Source organism: Pseudomonas sp. ATCC 43928 (assembly GCF_005938665.2).
Lineage (GTDB): Bacteria > Pseudomonadota > Gammaproteobacteria > Pseudomonadales > Pseudomonadaceae > Aquipseudomonas.
On the sequence record NZ_CP041753.1, the window covers coordinates 3,936,637 to 3,962,215 of the forward strand.

Consider the following 25,579-nt stretch of genomic DNA (forward strand, 5'->3'; position numbering starts at 1 on the left):
TGCCATGCGCCGCACCCTGCTTTCATGCGCTCTACTGCTCGCCGCCGGGCATGCGGCGGCCAGCACCGCCTGGGTCTCCAACGAAAAGGACAACAGCCTGAGCCTGATCGACATGCAGACCCTGCAAGTCACCGACACCCTGCCCGTCGGCCAGCGCCCGCGCGGCCTGTTGCTGTCCCACGACAACAAGCTGCTGTACATCTGCGCCAGCGATTCGGACCGGGTCCAGGTGATGGACGTCGCCACTCGCAAGATCATCAAGGAACTGCCCTCGGGCAAAGACCCTGAACAATTCGCCCTGCACCCCAACAATCGCTGGTTGTATGTCTCCAACGAAGACGATGCGCTGGTGACGGTGATCGACACCGAAACCTCCAAGGTGCTCGGGCAGATCAACGTCGGCGTCGAGCCCGAAGGCATGGCCGTCAGCCCCGATGGCAAATGGGCGGTGAACACCAGTGAAACCACCAACATGCTGCACTGGATCGACACCAGCACCCAGACCCTGGCCGACAACACGCTGGTGGATCAACGACCGCGTTTCGTCGAATTCAATCCCGATGGCACGCAGCTCTGGGCCTCGGCGGAAATCGGCGGCACGGTGACGATTCTCGACGTCGCCAGCCGCAAGATCCTCAAGACCTTGACCTTCCAGATCAAAGGCGTGCACCCGGACAAAGTCCAGCCGGTGGGCATCAAGCTCAGCGCCGACGGCAAGTACGGCTTTGTCGCCCTCGGCCCGGCCAACCATGTGGCGGTGATCGACGCCAAGACCTTCGAAATTGTTGATTACCTGCTGGTGGGCCGACGGGTCTGGCAGATGGCGTTCACCCCGGATCAACGGCAATTGCTGGCCACCAATGGCGTCAGTGGCGATGTGTCGGTGATCGATGTCGGTACCCTCAAGGTCAGCAAATCGGTGAAGGTCGGGCGCTATCCGTGGGGCGTGGTGGTGACACCATGAACGCCCTTGAGGTCAGCGACCTGAGTTTCGCCTACGGCCCGCGCGAGGCCTTGCGCCAAGTGAGTTTCAGCTTGGCACCGGGGCGTTTTGCGGCGCTGCTTGGGCCCAATGGCGCGGGCAAATCCACCCTGATCGCCCTGCTCACCCGCCTCTATGATCTGCAACGCGGTGATATCCGCGTCGGCGGATGCTCGTTGCGCGACGCGGCACGCCCGGCGCTCAAGCAATTGGGAGTGGTGTTTCAGCAAAGCACGCTGGATCTGGACCTCAGCGTCGAGCAGAACCTGCGTTATCACGCCGCGCTGCATGGTCTGTCCCGACGCCAGACCGGGCTGCGGGTCGACGCGGAGCTGGCGCGTCAGGCCCTGACCGAGCGCCGTCGCGAGCGAGTACGCGAACTCAATGGCGGCCACCGGCGGCGGGTGGAAATCGCCCGCGCGTTGCTGCACGAACCACGCCTGTTGTTGCTTGACGAGGCCAGCGTCGGCCTCGACCCGGCCAGTCGCCTGGCGCTCAATCAGCACATCCGCAGCCTGTGCCGCGAGCAAACCATCAGCGTGCTCTGGACCACTCATTTGCTGGATGAAGTGCAACCCAGCGACGACTTGCTGATCCTGCATCAAGGCCGTTTGGTCGCCAGCGGACAAGCTGATGCGCTGAGCCTGGAACATGGCGGCGACCTCGATTCGGCCTTCGCTCGCCTGACCACCTCGACCCCTTCAGGAGCAGTCAGCAGATGAACGCTTACTGGCAATGTTTCAGCGGTATCGTGCTGCGCGAATGGCTGCGCTTCGTGTTGCAGCGCACGCGGTTTCTCAGTGCGCTGGTGCGGCCGTTGCTGTGGCTGCTGGTGTTCGCTGCCGGGTTCCGCGCGGCACTGGGCATCGCCATCATCGAACCCTACGACACCTACATTCCCTATGAGGTTTACATCATCCCCGGCCTTGCCTGCATGATCCTGCTGTTCAACGGCATGCAAGGTTCGTTGTCGATGGTGTATGACCGGGAGATGGGCAGCATGCGCGTGCTGTTGACCAGCCCCCTGCCCCGGACCTTTCTGCTGTGCAGCAAATTACTGGCGACGTCGCTGATTTCGCTGTTGCAGGTGTACGCCTTCCTCGCGATTGCCTGGCTGTACGGCGTGCAACCGCCGGCCATGGGCCTGTTGCTGGCGTTGCCGGCGTTGCTGCTGGTGGCGTTGATGCTCAGTGCGCTGGGCCTGTTGCTGTCCAATGCGATTCGCCAACTGGAGAACTTTGCCGGGGTGATGAATTTCGTGATCTTCCCGCTGTTTTTCCTGTCGTCGGCGCTATATCCGCTGTGGAAAATGCGCGATTCCAGCGAGTGGCTGTATTGGCTGTGCGCCTTGAACCCGTTCACCCATGCGGTGGAGCTGGTGCGCTTCGCGCTGTACGAACGCTTCAACCTCTTGGCGCTGGCGGTGTGCGCGGGGCTGACGCTGGTGTTCGCCCTGCTCGCCGTGCTCACCTTCAACCCGCAACATGCGGCCTTGCGTAAATCCGGCTGACTACTCCGAACGATAAAAACAGGACAAAATTACTACTTTGGTACTGGTTTACCTGTCTATCGTCGCATTCACAACGCATCGCTACTGGCATGTAATGGGTTCATAACTATAAGGACTGACCCCTATGCCGCGTGCCCGACGTGTTCTGTTGCGCCCTGCTCTCGCTGCGCTGTCGCTGAGCCTGTTGCTGGGCACCGCGCAGGCCGAAACAACGCTGTTCTCCGCCGACGGTTATCGCATCGGCCTGTACCGCAGCCCGACCCCGACTCAGCTTCAGGGCGCGAGCATCATCGACACGCCCGCCCTGCAAGACCTGCTCAAGCAGACACCCCCGCCGGTGCTGATCGACGTCTACCGCCGACAATGGCTGCAAGGCCGCTTTATCGACGATCAGCCCCACGAAAACCTGCCCGGCAGCCATTGGCTGGCCAATACCGGTGACGGCGATCTGACGCCCGACTGGCAAGACTATTTTGCGCGTAACCTGAACACATTGACCGCTGGCGATCACACGCAACCGTTGGTCTTTTACTGCCGCTCCGATTGCTGGTTGAGCTGGAACGCGGTAAAACGCGCTGCTTCCATGGGCTATAAAACACTGTATTGGTACCGCGACGGACTGGATGCCTGGCAAGCGGCGAATCTGCCCGTGACACAGGCGAAGCCCGAGCCTTTTCCCTGACTTGAGCATTTGCGTGTTGTTGCCACACCCTGAAAAAAAATAATGAGGTGAAAGGCCATGTACAAAATTCTGATTGCCGACGATCACCCGCTGTTTCGTGAAGCCATTCATAACGTCATCAGCGACGGTTTCCCCGGCAGCGAGGTCATGGAAACCGCCGACCTCGACAGCGCCCTGGCCCTGACCCAGGAACACGACGACCTGGACCTGATCCTGCTCGACCTGAACATGCCCGGCATGCACGGCCTCAATGGCCTGATCAACCTGCGCAACGAGGCGCCGACCATTCCGGTGGTGATCGTCTCGGCCGAACAGGACAAGCAGATCGTGCTGCAAGCCATCACCTATGGCGCGGTGGGGTTCATCACCAAGTCCTCGCCACGGGCGCAGATGACCGAAGCCATCCAGCAGATTCTCAATGGCAATGTGTACCTGCCGCCAGACATCATCCGCACGCAAAAGAGCGGTGCCAGCCGGCGCATGAGCGAGACCCCGAGCTTCCCGCCGGAGCTGCTCCAGGCGCTGACCCGCAAACAGCTGCTGGTGCTTGAACGCATGACCAAGGGCGAGTCGAACAAACAGATCGCCTACACCCTGGAAATCGCCGAAACCACGGTCAAGGCCCACGTCTCGGCGATCTTGCGCAAACTCAATGTGCACAACCGGGTGCAGGCGATATTGAGTGCCGGGGATATTGATTTCGGGTCGTATTTGCGGCGGTAACTGCCCGGTTTGAAAGCTGACCTGTGGCGAGGGAGCTTGCTCCCGCTCGGCTGCGAAGCAGTCGTCAATCCAGGCGACTCGGTGGTTTGTAAAGGGCCGCTTCGCGCCCCAGCGGGAGCAAGCTCCCTCGCCACAGGTTCGGTGTTATCTGGATGGGCCGAGCAAATGACTCATCGCCGTCTTGAGCTTCATCGGCCGCACCGGTTTGTGCATCAGGGTGTGGCCCAGTTCGCGGATCTGTTGTTTGAGCTCATTGCTGTAGTTGGCGGTGATCATCATCGCCGGGATCGCCGAAGCGCGACGGGCGTTGATGCGGGCCACGGCGTCGACACCGTTCTGCTCGTCATCCAGGTGATAGTCGGCGATCAACAGGTCGGCTTCGGCGTGATAATTATCCACTTGCCGCGCCAGGTCCTCCTCCGAGAGTGCCGTGACCACCCGGCAGCCCCAACCTTCGAGCAAGGTGCGCATCCCGGCACAAATTGCCGCGTCGTTGTCCAGCACCCACACCCGTGCACCGCGCAGGCGCTCGAGCATCGGTTCACTCATCAGCAGACTCGGCAATGCCTTCGGCGCCGTGGCGCTCAAAGGCACTTCGACGGAAAACATCGAGCCCTTGCCCGGCCATGAACGCACGTGAATCCGGTGGCCAAGAATACGCGCGATTTTCTCCACGATCGCCAGGCCCAGCCCCAAGCCGCGATCTTGATCGGGGCGCTGTACGTCACCGCGTTTGAACTCCTGAAAAATCTCCTCCAGACGGTTCTCGGCAATGCCCATGCCGCTGTCCCAGACTTCGATGGTCAGCCGCTGGTGATGGCGCCGGCAACCGAGTACCACCCGCCCGCTGTAGGTATAGCGGATTGCGTTGCTCAGCAGGTTGCGCAGGATCCGCGCGAGCAATTGAATGTCACTGCGCACCAGCGCCGAACACGGGATGAAATGCAGCTCGAGGCCTTCACTGCGGGCCACTTGGGTGTATTCGGCGGCCAGGTTTTCCAGCAATTCGCTGAGGGCGAACGGCGCAATGTCGGCCTTGATCACCCCGGCATCCAGTTTGGAAATGTCCACCAGTGTGCCCAACAGGTTTTCCACGTCTTCCAGGGAATTGCTGACATTGCGCACCAGATTTTCGTTGGCCACCGGTTCCCGGCGCTCCAGCAACGCGCTGGTAAACAGCCGCGCGGCGTTGAGCGGTTGCAGCAGGTCATGGCTGACGGCAGCGAGAAATTTGGTCTTCGACAGGTTGGCCTGCTCGGCCTCGAGCTTGGCCTCGCGCAAGCGTGATTCCACGCGGCGGCGCTCGTCGATTTCGCGCAGCAATTGGTCATTGAGGGTGGTCAGTTCGGTGGTGCGTTCACGCACCCGCAACTCAAGGTTCTGATAGGCCTGATGCAACGCCTCGGCGGTGCGGCGGCGCTCGGTGATGTCGCGGATCAACACGAAGATTCCCACCACTTCCCCGCTGGCCAGGCGATTGGGCACGTAGGAGCGCAGCATGTAGCGCTCCTGATTGTTGATGTTGGTTTCGGCGAACTCGAACGTCACGCTCTCGCCGGCCAGGGCACGAGCCACATAGGCCTCGAGGCGCTGATAGTGCTGCTCGCTGTGCACTTCGCGCAGGCTCTGCCCGAGCATCACGCCCCGGGGCCAGCAGTACCATTCTTCATAGACTTTGTTGGTGAATTCGTAGACCAGATCGGCATTCAGGTAGGCGATCAGCGCCGGCACATGGTCGGTGATCAAGCGAATCCAGCGCTCGCTTTCGCTGAGGGCTTCGGCGTGCTGATAGCGTTCGGTGATGTCGGTGAAGGTGTTGACGAAGCCGCCGGTGGGCAACGGATGGGTGCGGATTTCCAGGACCCGGCCATCGTAGAGGCGCTGCTCGCATTCCTGCACGTACCGCCCGTTGGCATCGCGACTGGCCGGGGTCAGCAGGTTCAATTCGCTGTCGGCGATCACTTCGGCGAACGGCCGATGAGCCGCCACCGGGGCCAGGCCACTGAGTTCCAGGAAGCGCCGGTTCCACAACTCCAGAATGCCCTCGGCGTTGACCATCGCCACCCCTTGGGACAGGTTGTCGACCGCCCGTTGCAATAGGTGCGATTTCTGCGCCACCGCCTGCTCGCGGCGCAGGGTTTCGCTGAGTTTGACGTCGGTAATGTCGGTGAACAGGATCACCCGCCCGCCTTCCTGGGTCGGCCGCTCGCTGACTTGCAGCCAACGGCCATTGTGCAGGCGATAGAGCAGGCTTTCGTCGACAGGCGACCGGGGTTCTTCACTGAACAACCCGGTCGAAGTCATCAACCGTTTGACCTCACTCAGGCGCATGCCCGCGTTGATCCGTACCCGGCTGTTACCCCAAAACGCCTTGAAACGGCTGTTGAACAGCACGATCCGCTGCTCGGCATCGAACAGCACAAAAGCGTCGGAGATGCTTTCGATGGCGTCGATCAAGTGTTGGTGGGCGGTTTCGGCCCGCAGCCGCGCTTCGCTGAGCAAATGGTTGCCAGCCTTGAGTTCGGCCATGGCCTGGTTCAGGGCGTCGGTGCGCTCACGCACCTGTTCGGCCAGCACCACCGAATGCTGGAACGCCGCATACGGGTCGTTGCCCCGGGTGATTCCGGACTCGATGCGTTCGATCAGCGCGTCATTGATACGCTGCAATTTTTGGTTTTCGTGCCGCAGGCTGGCGATTTGCGCCTGAAGGTCAGCGCTGTCCAGGGGCGCGTCCTCGGGCAATGGCAACCCCGGTGAAGGTCTGGTTGATGTGCATGCCATTGAACTGTTCTCCGTAGGTGTTGAAACCCATCACCCGCTGGTCCCGCAAAAACGCGCCGATCTGCTCGAGACTGCCGGCGTCTTCCAGTTCCAGGCGCCGGAGAAAACAGTCACAGCCGATGGTCAGCAACAAGTCCCCGAGACGCTCGCGCAAGCCCTCGAACAGGCCTTGCAGATTCGGCAGCATGGGGCCGGGTTTCATGACGGTGAGGACGATGCCGTTTTCCACCGCACAGTAGAAACTCAGGCTCAGGTCTGGGTGAACCTGCTGGATCGCCCGCACGTAATACTGATCGTTGATCCGTACCGCCAATGGGTGTGCGGCAAAGGTCCGGTAATCGAGGTCGGCCACCGGCACGCCGATATGCCGGGCGTACTCCTCGGCGGCCGGTTCGGCGTTGAGTTCGAATACCCGGCGCGAAGTGCTGTCGGCAGCGGTGACCACCAGTTTTTCGGCCCTGGGCAGGATGTGGTGGGTGGTGAAGACTTCAAAGTCCAGCCAGGTATTGACCAGCACCACCACCGCCGCGCCGCTGTGAAACTCGCCGCCGAAATACACATGAGTGTGGGTCAGGTAATTGTCGTCGCCGGCCGAACCACCGAAATGCGGAATATCGCCCAAAGCCGCGCTCAAGGCCGCGAGCACCATTTCTTCACGACTGGACAAGCCATCGAGCAGGGTCAGGGCGAAGCTGTTGCCCTTGATCGGCGCCAGGGTATTGCTGCGACAACCGCTGACCAGGCGCTCGACCATTTGCTGGGCATCGATCAGGCTGAAATGCTCCATCTCATCGATCAGTTCGGTAGAGATGGAAAAGTGCCGATGATCGAAGCCCACCGCCGTCACGCAGCTGCGGCCATAACCTTGGGGGGTGATTTCGCCGGCACTGGTGCAGCCCACCAGCCGAATGCCGCCGAAGCTCTGCTGCAACGCCTGCCCCAGCGCCTGCAAGTCGTACTCGGCGGAACAGAAGAACAGCACGAAGCCCAAATGCGGGTGCAAGAGTTGTCGCGCCAGATCCTGCGCCGCTTGCTGGGCATCGATGGCCTGGGACATGGCACTGACCACACCGTCGCTCTGAACCTGCTGCATCGTCGCCCCTCGCCTGTATGAGGCTCGAGTGTACGAAGCCTGCGGGCGGCGACGAATGCTACTTGGGTAGCGGGTGGGTGGTTCGATGGGATGAGAATGGTGGCCTGATCAGTGGGTGACTAGCGCAATTGTGGCGAGGGAGCTTGCTCCCGCTGGACTGCGAAGCAGTCCCCGAATACTGGCCGATGCGCGACCAGGATCGGGGCCGCTGCGCGACCCAACGGGAGCAAGCTCCCTCGCCACAAGGAGTGGTTAGTCAAACCCCTACCAGGTCAACACCGCCCCCACCGCAAACGTATCGGTGTTTTCATTCTGGGCGCTGGTGTCGTGGCCGTTGATTTCGAACTGGTTGTACTCGGCCACCAGCTTGAGGTTGTCGTTGACGTCATGGAACAGCGCAACGCCGCGAGTCTCATAATCGGCGCCGCTGCCGACCACGCCGTTACCGTCGTCCTTGGTCTTGCCGTAAGACAAGGCCAGTCGGTTCTTGCCCAGTTTGTAGGAGCCCTGCAACAGGTAACCGTTGCTGTCGACATTACGCAGGGTCGGTTCACCGGCATTGTTGGTGAAGAACGGGTTAATACCTTTGGCCTGGAAACCGGAGCCGGTCAGCGACAGCCCGCCCATCTTCGCCTGCAAGCCATAGCCGACGCCTTTGGAGGTGACGGACCCGACGCTGGAATCGGTGTTGTCCGAGGTCTGGTAGCTGCCGTTGAGCCAGCTGTAAATCTTCGCCCCGCCGAGGTCGAACTGATAGGTGATCTCGCTCTCGGTGCGCGGGTTCTTCTGGTACGCCTTGCCGGTTGCGCTGCTGTCGTTGGTGTCGACCGGGTCCATGATCCCCACCGCCACCCGCAAGCCGTCCATCATCGGGGTGCGATAGGTAATCTGCGAGGTCGGGAACGGGTACGGATAACCGCTGCCGATGTTGCCGAACGACACCCCCCCGCCGTCCACCAGGCCCAACGTATCGCTGACCTGACCGTAACCGGCGAGCAGTTCGTCGAGCAGGATGTTGGAACGGGCAAACAGGCCGAAGTCCTTGCCGATCAGCACCTCGCCCCACTCCGGGTTGGCCACCGTGCCGTAGAACTGCCGCACGTCAATGGCGGTGTTGGTGCCGTTGGTTTCGCTGTCATTGATGGTCACCCAGAACGAGGCCCGGGCGCCGAGCTTGAGGTCATCGACCTGCTTGCCCATGTTGAAACCCAGATAGTTAGGCAAAAAACCCATCTTCACCCGCGCCTGGCGCCGGTCGTACTGATCGCCGGCCCGGTCCACGTTGCTATTGACGTAGAAGGCGTTGATGTAGCCATCGGTGGAGAAAGTGGTCTGGTCCTTGTCGTACAGCATGATCTCGGCCTGGACCATCGAGCTCAGGCCCAGGGATGACAGACTAACGATGAAAGCCGGCAAGAAACGATGCTTGAAATTCTTATTGTTGTGCATGACGCGCTCCGCTACGGGGACTTGATGTCGGAGGCGATTATCGAAAGCGGACAGGCGGCGTCATACGCTGCCTTGGGGGCGGTTGTCGGGTGCTTTGGGCTGGCCGGTAGCGCGCGGCAAATTCGGCGTAAGACCGCCCGTCGGCCAGGCCCGGAACTTAGGGTGTAAGCCTGCGGGCCACACAGACGTCCACAGGAACCGGTGCGCGCTAGGCGAGTGCTCTAAACAGCATGTAAACGGCTACCACCACGCAGACGCTGGCAAAGCCGATCTGCAACCCTCGGGCCGGCACCCGCGCGCAGAGTTTTCGGCCGAGGATCATCCCGACGATGCTGGCGACAATGAACGACACGCCCAAACCATCGATCCGCACCCCGGCGTGAAACGCGCCAATCACCCCGATGATCGAGATCAGGCTGATCACCATCAACGACGTGGCGACGATCCCGCGCATCTGCACATCGGTCAGTTGCTTGAACGCAGGCACTATCAGAAAACCGCCACCGACCCCGAGCAACCCCGAGACCACGCCAGTGACCGCGCCGAGCGCGGCGAGGGTCGCGGTGCATTTGGCGGTCCAGGAAAAACGCCCGGTCTGCTGATCGAGCATGCAGTTCTTCTGGCCCCAGTTGGCGTGGCCGTGGTCGCTGGGGCCGGCATCGAGCTTTTCCGGGCGCAGCATCCGCCAGGCCACCATGACCATCAGCAGACTGAACAAGATTTTCAGGATCTTTTCCGGCAACTGATGAGCAAAGTAGATACCCACCGGCGAAAACACCGCGCCGAGCAAAGCAATCAACAGCGCCGCGCGATAGCGCACCAGGCCATGGCGCAACCCGTCGATCGCACCGATCGCCGCCGCACTGCCCACCGCGAACAAGGCGACGGGCGCCGCCTGGGTCATGGTCAAACCCAGCCCGAGCACCAGGGCCGGCACCGCAAGAATACCGCCACCGGCTCCGGTCAAGCCGAGCACCAGGCCCATGACCAGGCCAAAAAAACTTGCCAACAACATAAAACACTCATGATCCGCGAAAAAAGGCCGGGGACGCCCGGTATCGATTGAGTGACAGGATAGAGCCCGCACAGTTTTTTTCATTAATTGAATTGATGCGGGGCTGGTCAACGCAGGGAAAATGAAACTACCCTCAAGGCTTGTCCAAACAGAAACAGCCACCATGCCCGCCTTGATTGAAGCCTTCCTCGACCCCGCATCCAAGACCTACAGCTACGTAATCTACGAGCACGATGGCGGGCACTGCGCGATTGTCGACCCGGTGCTCGATTACAACGCCGCCGCAGGGCGCACTTCGACCGTCCAGGCCGACAGGATCATCGCCTTCGTTCGCCAACACCAGTTGCAGGTGCAATGGCTGCTGGAAACCCATGCCCATGCCGATCACCTGTCGGCCGCGCCGTACCTGCGTCGGGAACTGGGGGGCAAGATTGCGATTGGTCAGTCGATCAGCAAGGTTCAGGGGGTGTTCAAGACACTGTTCAATCTTGAACCGGGATTCAGGGTCGACGGTTCGCAGTTCGATCACCTGTTCGCACCGGACGAGTCATTCCGCATTGGCAACCTCAAGGCCACGGCCCTGCATGTGCCCGGACATACCCCGGCGGACATGGCTTATTTGATCGACGGCGATGTGATTATGGTGGGCGACACGTTGTTCATGCCGGACGTCGGCACCGCGCGTTGCGACTTCCCCGGCGGCAACGCCAACCAGATGTTCGCCTCGATCCGCAAACTGCTGGCCTTCCCCGCCAGTGTGCGTCTCTTCGTTTGCCACGATTACCCGCCCGAGGGCCGCGCCCCGCAATGCCAGAGTACGGTTGGCGAGCAGCGCAAAAGCAACATTCATATTCACGACGGCGTCGACGAAGCCTCCTTCGTCGCGATGCGCACCGAGCGTGACGCCGGTTTGTGCATGCCGACGCTGTTGCTGCCGGCGATTCAGGTGAATGTGCGGGCAGGGAATTTGCCGCCGGCGGAAGACAATGGCGTGACCTACCTGAAAATCCCCCTGAACCAACTCTAGCCCCGAACGCTGCCTCGCGGTGCTCGACAGCTGCTACGGCCGCTACAACTGCGATCTTCAATTGGCCAGGGTCAGACCATTCGCCGGCAACGGCAACGCCGTCTTGTAGCGCACTTGCTTGAGCGCAAAGCTCGAACGAATGTTCGCCACTCCCGGCACCTTGGTCAGAAAGTCCATCATGAAGCGCTCCAGCGACTGGATGGTCGGCACCAACACACGGATCAAATAGTCCGGGTCGCCGGCCATCAGATAGCACTCCATTACTTCCGGGCGATCAGAAATCGCCTCTTCGAAATGCTGCAACGCCTCTTCCACCTGCTTCTCCAGGCTGACGTGAATGAACACATTCACATGCAGCCCCAGCAAGTCGGCATCCAGCAACGTCACCTGCTCGCGAATCAGCCCTAATTCTTCCATCGCCTTGACCCGATTGAAGCACGGCGTGGGCGACAGGTTCACCGAGCGCGCGAGGTCGGCGTTGGTGATGCGCGCGTTCTCCTGAAGGCTGTTGAGAATGCCGATGTCGGTACGGTCCAGTTTGCGCATGAGACAAAAACACCTGTTTTTTATGTTTATGCAGATTTTTTATCCTCAAATGACCTCCAGCGCAACGAAACACAGAGAAATATTCTTCTTGGCCCGGCCTATGATTGTTGTAGGACAAGAACTCTTTTACCGAAGAATGACTGCCAGCTCACTACAAGAAATTCACAAGATCGAGCGTAGAAGCCATGAACCAAGCGTACGAACCGCTGCGCCTGCACGTTCCCGAACCTTCGGGCCGTCCCGGCTGCAAAACCGACTTCTCCTACCTGCATCTGACCGATGCCGGCACGGTGCGCAAACCCCCAATCGACGTAGAACCGGCCGATACCGCTGATCTGGCCAAAGGCCTGATTCGCGTGCTCGACGACCAGGGCAATGCCCTCGGCCCATGGGCTGAAGGCGTACCCGTCGAGATCCTGCGTAAAGGCATGCGCGCCATGCTCAAGACACGGATCTACGACAACCGCATGGTGGTCGCCCAGCGCCAGAAAAAAATGTCGTTCTACATGCAGAGCCTCGGCGAAGAAGCCATCGGCAGCGCCCAGGCCCTGGCCCTGAACATCGACGACATGTGCTTCCCCACCTACCGTCAGCAAAGCATCCTGATGGCTCGCGAAGTGCCGCTGGTGGACCTGATCTGCCAACTGCTGTCCAACGAGCGCGATCCGCTCAAGGGCCGTCAGCTGCCGATCATGTACTCGGTCAAGGAAGCCGGTTTCTTCACCATTTCCGGCAACCTCGCCACCCAATTCGTCCAGGCGGTGGGCTGGGGCATGGCCTCGGCGATCAAGGGCGACACCAAAATCGCCTCGGCGTGGATCGGCGACGGTGCCACTGCTGAATCGGACTTCCACACCGCCCTCACCTTCGCCCACGTGTACCGTGCGCCGGTGATCCTCAACGTGGTCAACAACCAGTGGGCGATCTCGACATTCCAGGCGATTGCCGGCGGTGAAGCCACCACCTTTGCCGGACGCGGCGTCGGTTGCGGCATCGCCTCCCTGCGGGTCGATGGCAACGATTTCTACGCGGTCTACGCTGCATCCGCCTGGGCTGCCGAACGCGCGCGGCGCAACCTCGGCCCGACCATGATCGAATGGGTCACCTACCGCGCCGGCCCGCACTCGACCTCCGATGATCCTTCCAAATACCGTCCTGCCGACGACTGGAGTCACTTCCCGTTGGGTGACCCGATTGCTCGCCTCAAGCAGCACCTGATCAAAATCGGTCAGTGGTCCGAGGAGGAACACGCCGCTGTCAGCGCCGAACTGGAAGCCGAAGTGATCGCCGCGCAGAAAGAAGCCGAGCAGTACGGCACCCTCGCCGGCGGCCAGATTCCGAGCGCCGCGACCATGTTCGAAGACGTCTACAAAGAGATGCCGGAGCACTTGAAGCGCCAGCGTCAGGAGTTGGGGATCTGACATGAACGATCACAACAATAATATTCAGTTGGAAACCGCCATGACCACGACCACCATGACCATGATCCAGGCCCTGCGCTCGGCCATGGATGTGATGCTTGAGCGTGACGACAACGTCGTGGTGTTCGGCCAGGACGTGGGCTACTTCGGCGGCGTATTCCGTTGCACCGAAGGGCTGCAGAACAAGTACGGCACCTCCCGCGTATTCGATGCACCGATCTCCGAAAGCGGCATCGTCGGCGTCGCCGTGGGCATGGGTGCTTACGGTTTGCGGCCGGTGGCCGAGATCCAGTTCGCCGATTACGTGTACCCGGCGTCGGACCAGATCATTTCCGAAGCGGCGCGCTTGCGTTATCGCTCGGCCGGCGAGTTCACCGCGCCGATGACCCTGCGCATGCCCTGCGGCGGCGGCATCTACGGCGGCCAGACTCACAGCCAGAGCATCGAGGCGATGTTCACCCAGGTCTGCGGCTTGCGCACCGTCATGCCATCCAACCCTTACGACGCCAAAGGCCTGCTGATCGCCTCCATCGAAAACGATGACCCGGTGATCTTCCTCGAGCCAAAACGCCTGTACAACGGCCCGTTCGACGGCCACCACGACCGCCCGGTAACCCCGTGGTCGAAACACCCCGCCGCGCAAGTGCCGGACGGTTACTACACCGTACCGCTGGACGTTGCCGCCATCACCCGTCCGGGCAAAGACGTGACCATCCTGACCTACGGCACCACGGTTTATGTGTCGCAAGTCGCCGCTGAAGAAACCGGCATCGACGCCGAAGTCATCGACCTGCGCAGCCTGTGGCCGCTGGACCTGGAAACCATCGTCAAGTCGGTGAAGAAAACCGGACGCTGCGTAGTTGTTCACGAAGCGACCCGTACCTGCGGATTCGGCGCCGAGCTGGTCGCGCTGGTGCAAGAGCATTGCTTCCACTACCTGGAAGCGCCAATCGAGCGCGTGACCGGTTGGGACACCCCCTACCCGCACGCGCAAGAGTGGGCGTATTTCCCTGGTCCGTCCCGTGTGGGCGCGGCTTTGCATCGGGTTATGGAGGTCTGAATGGGCACGCACGTTATTAAAATGCCGGACATTGGCGAAGGCATTGCAGAAGTTGAATTGTCTCAGTGGCACGTCAAGGTCGGCGACATGGTCGTCGAAGATCAGGTGCTGGCCGATGTCATGACCGACAAGGCGATGGTCGACATCCCCTCGCCGGTGAACGGCAAGGTGATTGCACTGGGCGGACAGCCGGGCGAAGTCATGGCGGTCGGCAGCGTGCTGATCAGCATTGAAGTCGAAGGCGCGGGTAACGTTAAGGAATCGACTGCGCCAGCGGCTGTTGTTAAAGAAGCACCTGTGGCGGCGCCGAAAGTTGAAGCCGTCGTAGAAAGCACACCGGCTGCAGCGGCCCCGCGTCCGGCTGCCGCTTGCCAAGGACCGATGGTCGCGCGTGAAGCCGACGAACGTCCGCTGGCCTCCCCGGCCGTGCGCAAGCATGCGCTGGACCTTGGCATTCAATTGCGACTGGTGCGTGGCAGCGGCCCTGCCGGGCGGATTCTGCACGAAGACCTCGAGGCTTATCTGGCTCAGGGTCAGTCGAACGCATCGACGGCCACCGCCGCTTACGCCCAGCGCAACGACGAACAGCAAATCCCGGTGATCGGCATGCGCCGCAAGATCGCCCAGCGTATGCAGGACGCCACCCAGCGTGCCGCCCACTTCAGTTACGTCGAAGAAATCGACGTCACCGCCGTCGAAGAGCTGCGTGCGCACCTGAACGAAAAACACGGCGCGACCCGTGGCAAGCTGACCTTGCTGCCGTTCCTGGTGCGCGCCCTGGTCGTGGCCCTGCGCGACTTCCCGCAGATCAACGCCCGTTACGACGACGAGGCCCAGGTCATCACCCGCCTCGGCGCGGTGCATGTGGGCGTCGCCACGCAAGCCGACATCGGTTTGATGGTGCCGGTGGTGCGTCACGCCGAAGCCCGCAGCCTGTGGGACAACGCCGCGGAAATCTCCCGCCTGGCAACTGCCGCACGCACTGGCAAGGCCAGCCGCGATGAGCTGTCCGGCTCGACCATCACGCTGACCAGCCTCGGCGCCCTGGGCGGCATCGTCAGCACGCCGGTGCTGAACCTGCCAGAAGTGGCGATCGTCGGCGTGAACAAAATCGTCGAGCGACCAATGGTGATCAAAGGCCAGATCGTGATCCGCAAGATGATGAACCTCTCCAGCTCCTTCGATCACCGCGTGGTCGATGGCATGGACGCGGCGCTCTTCATCCAGGCCATTCGTGGCTTGCTCGAACAACCCGCAACGCTGTTTGTGGAGTAAGGAATGCAACAGACTCTAAATACTACGCTGCTGATCATCGGCGGCGGCCCTGGCGGCTATGTGACGGCGATCCGTGCCGGTCAATTGGGCATTTCGACCATTCTGGTGGAAGGCCAATCGTTGGGCGGCACCTGCCTGAACATCGGCTGCATTCCGTCCAAGGCGTTGATTCACGTCGCCGAACAGTTCCATCAGACACAGCACCACAGCCAATACTCGGCGCTGGGCATCAGCGTATCGGCGCCGACCCTGGACATCGGCAAAAGCGTCGAGTGGAAGGACGGCATCGTCGATCGCCTGACCACTGGCGTCTCGGCACTATTAAAGAAGCACAAGGTCCAGGTCATCCACGGCTGGGCGAAAGTGATCGACGGCAAAACCGTTGAAGTCGGCGACACGCGGATTCAGTGCGAGCACCTGGTGCTGGCCACCGGTTCGACAAGCGTCAACTTGCCAATGCTGCCGATTGGCGGGCCGATCATCTCCTCCACCGAAGCCCTGGCGCCGAAAAGCGTGCCGAAACGGTTGGTTGTGGTCGGTGGCGGTTACATCGGTCTGGAGCTGGGGATTGCTTATCGCAAGCTCGGCGCCGAGGTCAGCGTAGTCGAGGCGCAGGATCGTATTCTGCCGGCCTACGATGCCGAACTGACCCATCCGGTGCACGAAGCACTCAAACAACTCGATGTGAAGCTTTACTTGAAGCACAGCGTTGAAGGCTTTGATTCACAAAGAAATTCCCTGCGAGTTCGCGACCCGAACGGCGACATCCTGAATCTTGCAACCGATCAGGTGCTGGTGGCCGTCGGTCGCAAACCCAACACCCAGGGCTGGAACCTCGAAACCTTGAACCTGGACATGAACGGTTCGGCGATCAAGATCGACAACCGTTGCCAGACCAGCATGCGCAACGTCTACGCCATCGGCGACCTCAGCGGCGAACCGATGCTCGCCCACCGGGCCATGGCCCAGGGCGAGATGGTTGCCGAACTGATCAGCGGCAAACACCGCGAATTCAACCCGACCGCCATTGCCGCCGTGTGTTTCACCGACCCGGAACTGGTGGTGGTCGGCAAGACCCCGGACGAGGCCAAGGCTGCGGGGCTGGACTGCATCGTGTCCAGCTTCCCGTTCGCCGCCAATGGCCGGGCGATGACACTGGAGTCCAAAAGTGGCTTCGTTCGGGTCGTGGCGCGGCGTGACAATCATCTGATTGTTGGCTGGCAGGCGGTGGGTGTGGGTGTTTCGGAGTTGTCGACCGCGTTCGGTCAGAGCCTGGAAATGGGCGCCCGACTGGAAGACATCGCCGGCACCATCCACGCGCATCCGACGCTCGGCGAGGCGGTGCAGGAAGCGGCGCTGCGTGCGTTGGGGCACGCGCTGCATCTGTAACCGCTCAACTGTGGCGAGGGAGCTTGCTCCCGCTGGGCTGCGAAGTGGCCCCAACCGCGTCACTGCGATCTGCCTGATGCACCGCAGTGTCCGGTTTTACCAGTGCTGCGCACCGGAACGGGAGCAAGCTCCCTCGCCACAGGGTTTCGAATGATGAAAGATCGGCGACAAGTTTCATGAGCTGGCTAAGAAATCTGCCAATCACCCGATAGTCCGGGCTGCGATTTAGGCCCGGAATGAAGTATTGTTGTCCCCATCCAGAAAAATGTCAGAAGCCTTGAACCGTTTCGACGGTTGTTAAGTGATAGAGGGTGTCATGGGTAACGAAAGCATCAATTGGGACAAGCTGGGTTTTGACTACATCAAGACAGACAAGCGCTATCTGTCGCACTGGCGTAATGGCGAGTGGGACAAAGGCACCCTGACCGAAGACAACGTGCTGCACATCAGCGAAGGCTCGACTGCCCTTCACTATGGCCAGCAGTGCTTCGAAGGCCTGAAGGCCTACCGTTGCAAGGACGGTTCGATCAACCTGTTCCGCCCGGACCAGAACGCCGCCCGCATGCAACGCAGCTGCGCGCGCCTGCTGATGCCGCAAGTGTCCACCGAACAGTTCATCGAAGCGTGCAAGGACGTGGTCCGCGCCAACGAGCGTTTCATTCCGCCTTACGGCACCGGCGGCGCGCTGTACCTGCGTCCGTTCGTGATCGGCGTGGGTGACAACATCGGCGTGCGTACCGCACCCGAGTTCATCTTCTCGATCTTCTGCATCCCGGTCGGCGCCTACTTCAAGGGCGGCCTGACCCCACACAACTTCCAGATCTCCAGCTACGACCGTGCCGCTCCACAAGGCACCGGCGCGGCCAAGGTCGGTGGCAACTACGCCGCCAGCCTGATGCCAGGCTCCCAAGCCAAGAAGGCGCACTTCGCCGACGCCATCTACCTGGACCCGATGACCCACACCAAAATCGAAGAAGTCGGCTCGGCCAACTTCTTCGGGATCACCCACGACAACAAGTTCGTCACCCCGAATTCCCCTTCGGTGTTGCCGGGCATCACCCGTCTGTCGTTGATCGAACTGGCCAAGACCCGTCTGGGCCTGGAAGTGGTTGAAGGTGACGTGTTCATCGACAAGCTGTCCGACTTCAAGGAAGCCGGTGCATGCGGTACTGCCGCGGTGATCACCCCGATCGGCGGCATCAGCTACAACGACAAGCTGCACGTGTTCCACAGCGAAACCGAAGTCGGCCCGGTCACCCAGAAACTCTACAAAGAGCTGACCGGTGTACAGACCGGCGACATCGAAGCGCCAGCGGGCTGGATCGTCAAGGTTTGATCTGACGCCACAGTCCGTTTGAACACAAAAGCCCGGCCATCACATTGAAGGCCGGGCTTTTTTTCGCCCGCGTTTCGTGCAAAACGCCACTAGACTTGCCACGTGCAACCGCCATCAACAGGTGCCACCACAACCATGGATAAATTCTGGCGAAAGTATCTGGCCTTGCTGGAAACCGACTTCACCACGCAGGTGTTCGACAACATCAAGAACCTGCTGGTGTGCGCCCTGCTATTCGCGGCGGGCACCAACGCGTTGCACGGCGGTCATCAGCTGTTCATGGGAATGCTCGCCTCAAACCTTGCCGGCTGGGGGTTGATTGCAATATCAGCACTGTTGATGCTGCTCAGTGTCAGCGACGGCTTGCGCCGGCTGTCCAGGTTGCCGTATCACACGGCGTTCCAGATCATCCTGGGTCTGGTTTACCTGGTGCTCGCAGTGCGGGTGGTGGAGATTGTGTGGGATTTCAGGGCGTAGCGGTCACGGCACGAGGTGTTTGCCAACTCAGCTCATCCTGAGCGATCCGGGCAAATAACCACTCTACAAAGATCCGCGTGTGCGCCGTCACGTCCGGCGCAACACCGTAGTAATAACGCGGCAACGGCATGCGCAACTCGGGTAACGGGCAGATCAGGCGTCCGCTCGAGATATGGCTGCCCAACAAAGAGGTCGGGCACAGGGCAACGCCCTGTCCATCCACTGCGGCCTGAAGCACCAGGTGCATGTGATCAAACTGCCGGGTGACCTGAGTGGCTGACTGGCTTTGACCAAAGTGCATGGCCCAATTGTGCCAGTCTTCACGGCGTGCCTTGGCGGTCAGTAACGTATGCCGACTCAGGGACGTGAGGTCTTCAAGTGGCAGGCGCTCGATCAGCGCAGGGGCCGCGACCAGCAACAGTTCGTCTTCGAACAGCGCTCGCGCCTCAATCGCCGGTGCCCAATCGTCACGACCACGGCGAATGACGATATCGAACCCGTCGCGTGCCTGATCGGGTGCCTGGGTCTGGGTGATCACCTGCGGCTTGATGCCGGGGTGCCGCGCAACGAAATCCGCCAGCCTGGGCGTCAGCCAAAGCATGGCGAAGGACGGACGTACATTGATCTTCACGGTAGGCAGCGAGGCATGCTGCTTGAGCGCAGTGGCGGCATTGGCGATCTGCGACAGCCCGGCGCTGACCTGCTCATAAAAGCGCTGGCCGGCCGGCGTCAGCACAGATTGCCGGATACGCCGCTCAAACAGCAGCACCCCCAGGTATTCCTCGAGCAATTTGATATGCCGGCTGACGGCACTGTGGCTGACATGCAGCTCTTCGGCCGCCAAGCTGAAGCTCTGATGACGAGCAGCAACGGCGAAGGCGCGAACGGCATTAAGAGGCGGTAGTGGATTCATGCGTCTAATTTAGTCACCTATGCGCTGTAATTAAAGCGTTTGTCACGCCCTCCTCGCCACGCCAATCTGCCAGCACGCAGCCAATGCCACCTGACGGAGCAAGCCATGAACAGTTACGGACTCTTTGTACTCTTCGCCACCCTGACCATTTTGAGCCCGGGACCTGGTGTGGTCCTGACCCTGTCCAACGCGGTGCGCCACGGTTGGAGGGGGGCCGTGCCGGGCATTCTGGGAATTGCGTCGGGGGCGTTTGCGGTCGCTGCCATCAGCGCCACCAGTGTTGGCCTGATACTCAGCACCTCGGCGAACGCCTTTATCGCATTGAAATACGCAGGAGCCGCCTATTTGTTGTACCTGGGCTACAAAAGCTGGCGCTCGGATCGTTTCAGCACGCTGCTTGAAACGCGCCCTTCAAGCCCGGGTTATCGCTTCCTTGAAGCGGCTTCGATGCAGCTTCTGAACCCCAAGGCGGTGTTTTTCTTTTTGGCGGTGTTCCCGCAATTCATCGACACTTCGGCGCACTTCTACAGCCAGTTCATCAAGCTGGTCGCCTCCTACGGCGTACTGGTGATCCTGGTGCATGGCAGCTATGCCTTGCTCGCCAATGCCGCCAAAGGCTGGTTGTCGAGCCCGAAAGGTTCCTGGCTGACCGCAAAAGTTTCGGGCGTGACCTTCGCCGGTTTTGGCGTGCTCATGGCCTCGGCCAGTCGCTAAGTCGCAGGACTGGCGATCGCGCGGCGCCTGTTCCCGGTGGACGTGAGTGGCGCTGTCATTCCCTGAATCGGCAGTTCAACGGCGAACCGGTGACCGAGTTCCTTTCGCCCCACCGCCGTCAACGCCAACGCCCGACTGTCCAGATCCTGCGTCACCCATTGGCGTTTGATCGCCGTTTGCAGCAACGCCGCGCCCAAGGCACCGCCCAGGTGCGGCCGACGCATGCTCCAGTCCAGGCACGGGCAGGCAAAGCGGCGGCGCAAAGTGCCGAGGTCTTTGACGTCGATGCCCAATCCTTCGAACAACGCTTCACCACTGTCGCTCAATCGATAAGCCTGCTCATCGGTTTGCAGCAACCACCCCGCGTCGATCATCCGGTCATGCAGCACCACTGCCAACGTGCCGGCCATGTGGTCGTAGCAGGTGCGGGCGAATTGCAGGCGGTCCGGGGTGCGCGGGTTGAATGTCGGCACGGCGTTCTGGCCGATCACCATCAGTGCTTCGAGTGCCTGGGCCACGCGTTTGTCCGCGAGGCTGTAATAGCGGTGACGGCCCTGAACGTGCAAACGCACCAGCGCCAGTTCCTTGAGCTTGGCCAGGTGTGCGCTGGCGGTCGAGGCGCTGACTTCGGCAACCGCCGCCAGCTCGGTGCTGGTACGGGCGTGGCCGTCCATCAGCGAGCAGAGGATTTTCGTCCGCGCAGGCTCTGCAATCGCTGCGGCCACTTGAGAGATGCCAACGTCGTGTTGCTCTGCGTTCATATTTCGCTCCCGGACGAATCAAGGCCCCTTAGGACTGGAGATAGTAGCAACACTTTTCAACCATCGATAAGGCTGCGACCCATGGACCCGATCATCGCTGCGACTCACGCCGATCCTTACCCCTACTACGCGCAACTGCGTGCCGAGGGTGGATTGGTTTTTCATCAGGGACTGAAACTGTGGGTGGCCAGCAGCGCCCGAGCGGTTGCTGCCGTGCTGGCGCATCCGGATTGCCATGTGCGGCCGGCGCATGAGCCGGTGCCCAAGGCAATTGCTCAGGGCATGGCGGGCAAAGTGTTCGGTCAGCTAATGCGGATGAACGAGGGTGAGCGGCAGCGTTGCCCGAGGGCAGCGATTGAGCCGGGGCTGACGCTGATTGATGTGAACGAAGTCAACTCACTGGTCAGCGCTCGATTGATTACCCCAGGGGCCGATGGGTTGTACGCGGCGATGTTTCGCGGGCCGGTCTGTGTAGTGGCGACGTTGCTGGGCTTTTCTCCGGCTCAGGGCCGGGCCATCAGCGAGCTGACCGCTGACTTCATCGCCTGCCTGTCACCCCTCAGCGACCAGGCCCAACTGGACGCTGCCCATGTTGCGGCAGAACAGCTGAAGGGATATTTCATCGAGCTTCTGGCTAATCCGAACAATCGAAGCACCCTGCTCGCCGGTATCCGGCTGCGCTTCGCCACCTCGACCGCCCCGGAAACCTTGATCGCCAACCTGATCGGCCTGTTCTCCCAGACCTACGAAGCCACCGCCGGGCTGATCGGCAATGCGCTGCTGGCGTTGAGCCGAAACCCGCAGATCGACCCAACTCAAGCCAACGACCTGATCGCCGAAGTGCAGCGCTTCGATCCTTCGGTACAGAACACCCGCCGCTTCGTCGCAGCGCCCTGCGAAATCGACGGCGTGAACCTGAACCCCGGCGACGTCATTCTGGTGCTGCTGGCCTCGGCCAATCGTGATCCGCTGCTCAATGACGATCCCGATACATTCCTGCTCGAACGCCCAAACCGCCGCAGCTTCACCTTCGGCGCCGGCCGTCATCAATGCCCAGGGCAGGTGCTGGCCTTGAGCATTGCCCGCGCGACGCTGACTCAGATCCTGATAATGAAACCGGCTTTGGATCGGTTGACCTGGCACTACCGCCCTTCCCTTAACGGGCGCATTCCGCTCTTTGCCTGAAAAACACCTCAAGCGTTGCGATATTCGACCGTCAGGTGAGACAACTCATGAACCGGCGCCAGACGTTCGCGGATGGCGTCGGCACTGACGCTCGCCGTAGCCACGACACTGACAATTGCGGCTCGCGCCTGGGGCCCAACTTGCCAGACATGAAGGTCACTGATGCGGACATCGTCCGTCGATTCAAGCAGCTCACGAATTTCGGCGGCGACGTGCTCGTCGGTGGCGTCGAGCAATACCGCGGCGCTATCGCGCATCAAGCCATAGGCCCATTTCGCGATAACAAGGGCTCCGACGACGCCTATCACCGGGTCCAGCCAGACCCAACCCAAATAGCGCCCGGCCAACAATGCCGCGATAGCCAGTACCGACGTCAATGCATCGGCCAGCACATGGACATACGCCGAGCGCAGGTTGTTATCGTGATGATGGTGACCGTGGTTATGGTTGTGATGATCATGGCCGTGATCCCCATGGTTGCCTGCCAGCAGCAATGCGCTGACGACATTCACCGCCAGCCCCACCACCGCAATCACCGTCGCTTCGGTGAAAGCCACGGTGATAGGTTGAAACAGCCGCAGGATCGATTCGCCGGCGATGCCGATCGACACCAGGCCCAGCACCATGGCAGAAGCAAAAGCCGCCAGATCCCCGACCTTGCCGGTACCGAAGCTGAAGCGCGAATTGTTGGCGTGTCGCCTGGCAAAACTGTAGGCCGCCGCGGCAATGCCCAAGGCCACGGCGTGGGTCGCCATATGAAAGCCGTCCGCCAGTAACGCCATGGAGCCGGTGATATAACCAGCGGCAATCTCGCCAATCATCATCACGAACGTCAGCGCCACCACCCACAACGTGCGGCGAGCATTTTCATCGTGGGCGGCCCCCAGAAACAGATGGTCGTGGGTAAAGCGCGAAGCCTGAGGTGTCAGTGTCATGGGGCAGGCCTCTATTTCGAGTAACGGCGGATGGCTTGCAACAAGTCTTCCACGCCTTCGGCGCGTGCTTCGTCGCTGAGGCCGGGACGTGCCACATGTTCACGGGCGTGGGCGTCGATGAACTGGTCCATCAGACCATTGACCGCACCGCGAATTGCCGCAACCAAGTGCAGGGTTTTGGCGCACTCGGCATCGGACTCCAACGCCCGCTCCACCGCCTGGACCTGACCGGCAATGCGCCGGACGCGATTGAGCAAATCGTCTTTGTGTTCGTGGATGTGCGACATACCTATACCCCCTACCCCTATTTAGGCGGGCATAGTTACCGATATTGCCGGGGCTGGCAAGTCGGGTTGACCGCGTCATGGCTCATCGGCTTGTATCGCGGTAATAGCGGCTGAATTGTGGCGAGGGAGCTTGCTCCCGCTCGGGTGCGCAGCAGCCGCAAAACTGGCGAGTGGAGATTCCCTGACACGCCGCATGCACAGGTTTCAGGGTCGCGGCGCAACCCAACGGGGGCAAGCCCCCTCGCCACAGATAGCAAAAACCCCGCTCTCTCCTCTCAGAAACAGCGGGGTTAATCATTTCAATTCACTCGCCCATCAATCATCCCGCGTCAGCACTTCCAGCAATTCAATCTCGAAAATCAGATTCGAATTCGGCGTAATCGCCCCCATCGAGCGCTCGCCGTAGGCCAGGTGCGCCGGCACCAGCAGCTTGCGCTTACCGCCGACCTGCATGCCCATGATTCCCTGGTCCCAGCCCTTGATTACCCGCCCGGTGCCAATCACGCATTGGAAAGGCTTGCCCCGGCTGTAGGAGGAGTCGAACTCAGTGCCGTCTTCCAGCCACCCACGATATTGGGTGGTGATCAGCGCGCCTTTGACGGCGGCTTTGCCGTCGCCCACTTCAAGGTCGATTACCTGCAACTCATCATTCATTACATTCACTCTATCTGTGCGCTTGCCCGAACGGGCTTGATGGGCGCCGTTTTCCCAGAAATGCGGGCCATTGGCAACCGTTTCGCTCTGTATCCGGCAGTGGTCGTGAACTAATATACCCGCCACCTCCCCCACGGTTCGATACGCCATGAGCGCAATTCCTCAATGAGTCAGCTCTGGACCGACGTCACCATCGGCTCGCTGACCCTTGCCCTGATCGTCGCGCTGATTTGGCGCGATCGTTCGCTGCAAAAGCAGTTGGCCGAGTGCCGTGCGCTGATCGATAGCCTCACCGAGGGACAAAGTATCCACCAGGAAGGCGACGCCGAGCGCTTCAAGCGCAGCCAATACTTCGCCCGCATCGGCACCTGGGACTGGGAGGTTGATACCGACAAGCTCTATTGGTCGGATGCAATCTATGGGATGTTCGGGTTCAAGATCGGCGAGGTGACGCCCTCCTACGCCCTGTTCTGTTCCTGTGTGCACCCGGACGACCGGGTCAAGGTCCGCGCCGGTGAATTGCGTTGCCTGGAAACCGGCGAAAACCACGACGAGGAATACCGCGTGGTCTGGCCGGACGGCAGCATCCGCTGGCTGCGGGAGACCGGCAATGTGGTCAAGAATGAGCATGACGCAACGATCAAGATGATGGGCGTGGTCCGCGACATCACCGAGGAAAAAGCCTCCGCCAGCTACCTGCAACACCTGGCCCATTACGACCCGCTGACCGGCCTGCCCAATCGCCTGGTGCTCGAAGAGCGCCTGTCCGCTGCCCTGGAACACGCCCGCCTCAGCGCCACGCGGGTGGCGCTGGTGTTTGTCGACCTCAATGGGTTCAAGGCGATCAACGACCACTACGGCCATGCGGCCGGCGACCGCGTGCTGATCACCACCGCGACACGCCTGAAGAAGATCCTGCGTTCAACCGACACCGTTGCCCGGATCGGCGGCGACGAGTTCGTGGTCATCCTCCAAGGACTTCCCCAAGGCAACAGCCTGCAAGACGAAGCCCGCAGCATCTGCCAGAAAATCTTCATCGAACTCGCACCGCCGGTGACCATCGGCAACGACCAGCGCCACATCGGCAGCAGCCTTGGGGTTGCGGTGTTCCCGGACCATGCGCCGAGCATGGACCGGTTGATTCACATTGCCGACCTGGCGATGTATGAGGCCAAGCGCAGCGGGAATAATCAGTATCGGTTGGGGAACATCAGCCCGATACGCGTACACAGCGAATAGCCTTGGGTAAACGCCGCGTCTCTGGGTCGGCAGCATTGATCCGCTTCATGCATCAATACATACCAACTATGCAATTAACATATCGATGTCCCTGCTCCACTATCCACCCCAATAAGAACCGTGCA

General features: G+C 60.9%; 25 protein-coding genes. 15 read left to right on the forward strand and 10 right to left on the reverse strand.

All coding sequences use genetic code 11. The features are described 5' to 3' along the window. Positions 1–4 precede the first annotated feature (4 nt). The 5 genes from FFH90_RS17860 (at position 5) to FFH90_RS17880 (ending at position 3,897) form a co-directional block, all read left to right on the forward strand. On the forward strand, positions 5–964 hold the full coding sequence (locus FFH90_RS17860) for a YVTN family beta-propeller repeat protein (protein ID WP_138867758.1): 960 nt from the start codon (positions 5–7) through the stop codon (positions 962–964). Beyond that, on the forward strand, positions 961–1,704 hold the full coding sequence (locus FFH90_RS17865) for an ABC transporter ATP-binding protein (RefSeq protein WP_064618312.1): 744 nt from the start codon (positions 961–963) through the stop codon (positions 1,702–1,704). The genes FFH90_RS17860 and FFH90_RS17865 overlap by 4 nt, the downstream gene beginning before the upstream one ends. Continuing rightward, complete coding sequence (locus FFH90_RS17870) at positions 1,701–2,492, forward strand: ABC transporter permease (protein ID WP_064618314.1); 792 nt, start codon at positions 1,701–1,703, stop codon at positions 2,490–2,492. Before FFH90_RS17865 ends, FFH90_RS17870 begins: the two co-directional genes overlap by 4 nt. A gap of 124 nt (positions 2,493–2,616) precedes the next feature. Next, the gene (locus FFH90_RS17875) at positions 2,617–3,174 is read left to right on the forward strand and encodes a PQQ-dependent catabolism-associated CXXCW motif protein (RefSeq protein ID WP_138867759.1); all 558 of its coding nucleotides are present in this window, start codon (positions 2,617–2,619) and stop codon (positions 3,172–3,174) included. Between the two features lie 57 nt (positions 3,175–3,231). Beyond that, complete coding sequence (locus FFH90_RS17880; RefSeq protein ID WP_111453489.1) at positions 3,232–3,897, forward strand: response regulator transcription factor; 666 nt, start codon at positions 3,232–3,234, stop codon at positions 3,895–3,897. Positions 3,898–4,041: 144 nt separating this feature from the next. Here FFH90_RS17880 and nahK read toward each other — a convergent pair whose 3' ends face one another. The 4 genes from nahK to FFH90_RS17900 form a co-directional block, all read right to left on the reverse strand. Further along, positions 4,042–6,678: a hybrid sensor histidine kinase/response regulator NahK/ErcS' gene (gene nahK, locus FFH90_RS17885; protein ID WP_372240827.1), complete on the reverse strand. Its 2,637-nt coding sequence runs from the start codon at positions 6,676–6,678 to the stop codon at positions 4,042–4,044. Next, positions 6,608–7,771, reverse strand: a complete 1,164-nt coding sequence (gene nosP, locus FFH90_RS17890; protein WP_019648886.1) for a nitric oxide-sensing protein NosP — start codon at positions 7,769–7,771, stop codon at positions 6,608–6,610. The genes nahK and nosP overlap by 71 nt, the downstream gene beginning before the upstream one ends. Positions 7,772–8,035: 264 nt before the next feature. Next, a complete protein-coding gene (locus FFH90_RS17895) occupies positions 8,036–9,220 on the reverse strand; it encodes a porin (protein WP_064618320.1) in 1,185 nt (394 codons plus the stop codon). Positions 9,221–9,428: 208 nt separating this feature from the next. Continuing rightward, positions 9,429–10,235 carry a sulfite exporter TauE/SafE family protein gene (locus tag FFH90_RS17900; protein ID WP_111453485.1) on the reverse strand — a complete coding sequence of 269 codons (807 nt, stop codon included), beginning with the start codon at positions 10,233–10,235 and terminating at the stop codon, positions 9,429–9,431. Between the two features lie 163 nt (positions 10,236–10,398). On the opposite strand from FFH90_RS17900, the gene FFH90_RS17905 reads away from it, so the two are divergent. Then, positions 10,399–11,262: an MBL fold metallo-hydrolase gene (locus FFH90_RS17905; RefSeq protein WP_138867760.1), complete on the forward strand. Its 864-nt coding sequence runs from the start codon at positions 10,399–10,401 to the stop codon at positions 11,260–11,262. Between the two features lie 57 nt (positions 11,263–11,319). Here FFH90_RS17905 and bkdR read toward each other — a convergent pair whose 3' ends face one another. Further along, positions 11,320–11,808 (reverse strand): Bkd operon transcriptional regulator BkdR, encoded by a 489-nt coding sequence (gene bkdR / locus FFH90_RS17910; RefSeq protein WP_017339472.1) that lies wholly within the window; start codon positions 11,806–11,808, stop codon positions 11,320–11,322. Between the two features lie 185 nt (positions 11,809–11,993). Between bkdR and FFH90_RS17915 the strand changes: the two genes are divergently transcribed. From FFH90_RS17915 to FFH90_RS17945, 6 genes are all read left to right on the forward strand, one after another. Further along, positions 11,994–13,229, forward strand: coding sequence for a 3-methyl-2-oxobutanoate dehydrogenase (2-methylpropanoyl-transferring) subunit alpha (locus tag FFH90_RS17915; RefSeq protein ID WP_018929723.1), 1,236 nt, complete (start codon positions 11,994–11,996; stop codon positions 13,227–13,229). A gap of 1 nt (position 13,230) precedes the next feature. Continuing rightward, entirely contained in the window at positions 13,231–14,289 is a 1,059-nt protein-coding gene (locus FFH90_RS17920; RefSeq protein WP_138867761.1) for an alpha-ketoacid dehydrogenase subunit beta, read from the forward strand. Beyond that, positions 14,290–15,564 carry a dihydrolipoamide acetyltransferase family protein gene (locus tag FFH90_RS17925; RefSeq protein ID WP_138867762.1) on the forward strand — a complete coding sequence of 425 codons (1,275 nt, stop codon included), beginning with the start codon at positions 14,290–14,292 and terminating at the stop codon, positions 15,562–15,564. A gap of 3 nt (positions 15,565–15,567) precedes the next feature. Beyond that, positions 15,568–16,953: a dihydrolipoyl dehydrogenase gene (gene lpdA / locus FFH90_RS17930; protein WP_064618326.1), complete on the forward strand. Its 1,386-nt coding sequence runs from the start codon at positions 15,568–15,570 to the stop codon at positions 16,951–16,953. Between the two features lie 316 nt (positions 16,954–17,269). Beyond that, on the forward strand, positions 17,270–18,289 hold the full coding sequence (locus FFH90_RS17940; protein WP_018929727.1) for a branched-chain amino acid aminotransferase: 1,020 nt from the start codon (positions 17,270–17,272) through the stop codon (positions 18,287–18,289). A gap of 135 nt (positions 18,290–18,424) precedes the next feature. Then, a complete protein-coding gene (locus tag FFH90_RS17945) occupies positions 18,425–18,766 on the forward strand; it encodes a hypothetical protein (RefSeq protein WP_138867763.1) in 342 nt (113 codons plus the stop codon). Here FFH90_RS17945 and FFH90_RS17950 read toward each other — a convergent pair. Beyond that, on the reverse strand, positions 18,756–19,679 hold the full coding sequence (locus FFH90_RS17950) for a LysR substrate-binding domain-containing protein (protein ID WP_138867764.1): 924 nt from the start codon (positions 19,677–19,679) through the stop codon (positions 18,756–18,758). The genes FFH90_RS17945 and FFH90_RS17950 overlap by 11 nt on opposite strands. Positions 19,680–19,784: 105 nt before the next feature. Here FFH90_RS17950 and FFH90_RS17955 point away from each other — a divergent pair, with 105 nt between their 5' ends. Then, positions 19,785–20,393: a LysE family translocator gene (locus FFH90_RS17955; RefSeq protein ID WP_138867765.1), complete on the forward strand. Its 609-nt coding sequence runs from the start codon at positions 19,785–19,787 to the stop codon at positions 20,391–20,393. Here the strand turns inward: FFH90_RS17955 and FFH90_RS17960 are convergent. Then, positions 20,390–21,154, reverse strand: coding sequence for a helix-turn-helix transcriptional regulator (locus tag FFH90_RS17960; RefSeq protein WP_111453480.1), 765 nt, complete (start codon positions 21,152–21,154; stop codon positions 20,390–20,392). The genes FFH90_RS17955 and FFH90_RS17960 overlap by 4 nt on opposite strands. Before the next feature lie 81 nt (positions 21,155–21,235). Here FFH90_RS17960 and FFH90_RS17965 point away from each other — a divergent pair, with 81 nt between their 5' ends. Beyond that, a complete protein-coding gene (locus tag FFH90_RS17965) occupies positions 21,236–22,339 on the forward strand; it encodes a cytochrome P450 (RefSeq protein ID WP_138867766.1) in 1,104 nt (367 codons plus the stop codon). 8 nt (positions 22,340–22,347) lie between these two features. On the opposite strand, the gene dmeF is transcribed toward FFH90_RS17965, so the two are convergent. The 3 genes from dmeF to FFH90_RS17980 form a co-directional block, all read right to left on the reverse strand. Beyond that, positions 22,348–23,274, reverse strand: coding sequence for a CDF family Co(II)/Ni(II) efflux transporter DmeF (gene dmeF, locus FFH90_RS17970; RefSeq protein ID WP_064618335.1), 927 nt, complete (start codon positions 23,272–23,274; stop codon positions 22,348–22,350). Between the two features lie 11 nt (positions 23,275–23,285). After that, positions 23,286–23,561 (reverse strand): metal/formaldehyde-sensitive transcriptional repressor, encoded by a 276-nt coding sequence (locus tag FFH90_RS17975; RefSeq protein WP_019648873.1) that lies wholly within the window; start codon positions 23,559–23,561, stop codon positions 23,286–23,288. Between the two features lie 315 nt (positions 23,562–23,876). Continuing rightward, entirely contained in the window at positions 23,877–24,215 is a 339-nt protein-coding gene (locus FFH90_RS17980; RefSeq protein WP_018929733.1) for an FKBP-type peptidyl-prolyl cis-trans isomerase, read from the reverse strand. 165 nt (positions 24,216–24,380) lie between these two features. Between FFH90_RS17980 and FFH90_RS17985 the strand changes: the two genes are divergently transcribed. Beyond that, the gene (locus tag FFH90_RS17985) at positions 24,381–25,454 is read left to right on the forward strand and encodes a sensor domain-containing diguanylate cyclase (protein WP_018929735.1); all 1,074 of its coding nucleotides are present in this window, start codon (positions 24,381–24,383) and stop codon (positions 25,452–25,454) included. Positions 25,455–25,579 lie beyond the last annotated feature (125 nt).

Bases quoted from the DNA above. Each gene is read 5' to 3' on its own strand.
- FFH90_RS17860 (WP_138867758.1), top strand. From the start codon at position 5: ATGCGCCGCACCCTGCTTTCATGCGCTCTACTGCTCGCCGCCGGGCAT.
- FFH90_RS17865 (WP_064618312.1), top strand. From the start codon at position 961: ATGAACGCCCTTGAGGTCAGCGACCTGAGTTTCGCCTACGGCCCGCGC.
- FFH90_RS17870 (WP_064618314.1), top strand. From the start codon at position 1,701: ATGAACGCTTACTGGCAATGTTTCAGCGGTATCGTGCTGCGCGAATGG.
- FFH90_RS17875 (WP_138867759.1), top strand. From the start codon at position 2,617: ATGCCGCGTGCCCGACGTGTTCTGTTGCGCCCTGCTCTCGCTGCGCTG.
- FFH90_RS17880 (WP_111453489.1), top strand. From the start codon at position 3,232: ATGTACAAAATTCTGATTGCCGACGATCACCCGCTGTTTCGTGAAGCC.
- nahK (WP_372240827.1), bottom strand. From the start codon at position 6,678: ATGGCATGCACATCAACCAGACCTTCACCGGGGTTGCCATTGCCCGAG.
- nosP (WP_019648886.1), bottom strand. From the start codon at position 7,771: ATGCAGCAGGTTCAGAGCGACGGTGTGGTCAGTGCCATGTCCCAGGCC.
- FFH90_RS17895 (WP_064618320.1), bottom strand. From the start codon at position 9,220: ATGCACAACAATAAGAATTTCAAGCATCGTTTCTTGCCGGCTTTCATC.
- FFH90_RS17900 (WP_111453485.1), bottom strand. From the start codon at position 10,235: ATGTTGTTGGCAAGTTTTTTTGGCCTGGTCATGGGCCTGGTGCTCGGC.
- FFH90_RS17905 (WP_138867760.1), top strand. From the start codon at position 10,399: ATGCCCGCCTTGATTGAAGCCTTCCTCGACCCCGCATCCAAGACCTAC.
- bkdR (WP_017339472.1), bottom strand. From the start codon at position 11,808: ATGCGCAAACTGGACCGTACCGACATCGGCATTCTCAACAGCCTTCAG.
- FFH90_RS17915 (WP_018929723.1), top strand. From the start codon at position 11,994: ATGAACCAAGCGTACGAACCGCTGCGCCTGCACGTTCCCGAACCTTCG.
- FFH90_RS17920 (WP_138867761.1), top strand. From the start codon at position 13,231: ATGAACGATCACAACAATAATATTCAGTTGGAAACCGCCATGACCACG.
- FFH90_RS17925 (WP_138867762.1), top strand. From the start codon at position 14,290: ATGGGCACGCACGTTATTAAAATGCCGGACATTGGCGAAGGCATTGCA.
- lpdA (WP_064618326.1), top strand. From the start codon at position 15,568: ATGCAACAGACTCTAAATACTACGCTGCTGATCATCGGCGGCGGCCCT.
- FFH90_RS17940 (WP_018929727.1), top strand. From the start codon at position 17,270: ATGGGTAACGAAAGCATCAATTGGGACAAGCTGGGTTTTGACTACATC.
- FFH90_RS17945 (WP_138867763.1), top strand. From the start codon at position 18,425: ATGGATAAATTCTGGCGAAAGTATCTGGCCTTGCTGGAAACCGACTTC.
- FFH90_RS17950 (WP_138867764.1), bottom strand. From the start codon at position 19,679: ATGAATCCACTACCGCCTCTTAATGCCGTTCGCGCCTTCGCCGTTGCT.
- FFH90_RS17955 (WP_138867765.1), top strand. From the start codon at position 19,785: ATGAACAGTTACGGACTCTTTGTACTCTTCGCCACCCTGACCATTTTG.
- FFH90_RS17960 (WP_111453480.1), bottom strand. From the start codon at position 21,154: ATGAACGCAGAGCAACACGACGTTGGCATCTCTCAAGTGGCCGCAGCG.
- FFH90_RS17965 (WP_138867766.1), top strand. From the start codon at position 21,236: ATGGACCCGATCATCGCTGCGACTCACGCCGATCCTTACCCCTACTAC.
- dmeF (WP_064618335.1), bottom strand. From the start codon at position 23,274: ATGACACTGACACCTCAGGCTTCGCGCTTTACCCACGACCATCTGTTT.
- FFH90_RS17975 (WP_019648873.1), bottom strand. From the start codon at position 23,561: ATGTCGCACATCCACGAACACAAAGACGATTTGCTCAATCGCGTCCGG.
- FFH90_RS17980 (WP_018929733.1), bottom strand. From the start codon at position 24,215: ATGAATGATGAGTTGCAGGTAATCGACCTTGAAGTGGGCGACGGCAAA.
- FFH90_RS17985 (WP_018929735.1), top strand. From the start codon at position 24,381: ATGAGTCAGCTCTGGACCGACGTCACCATCGGCTCGCTGACCCTTGCC.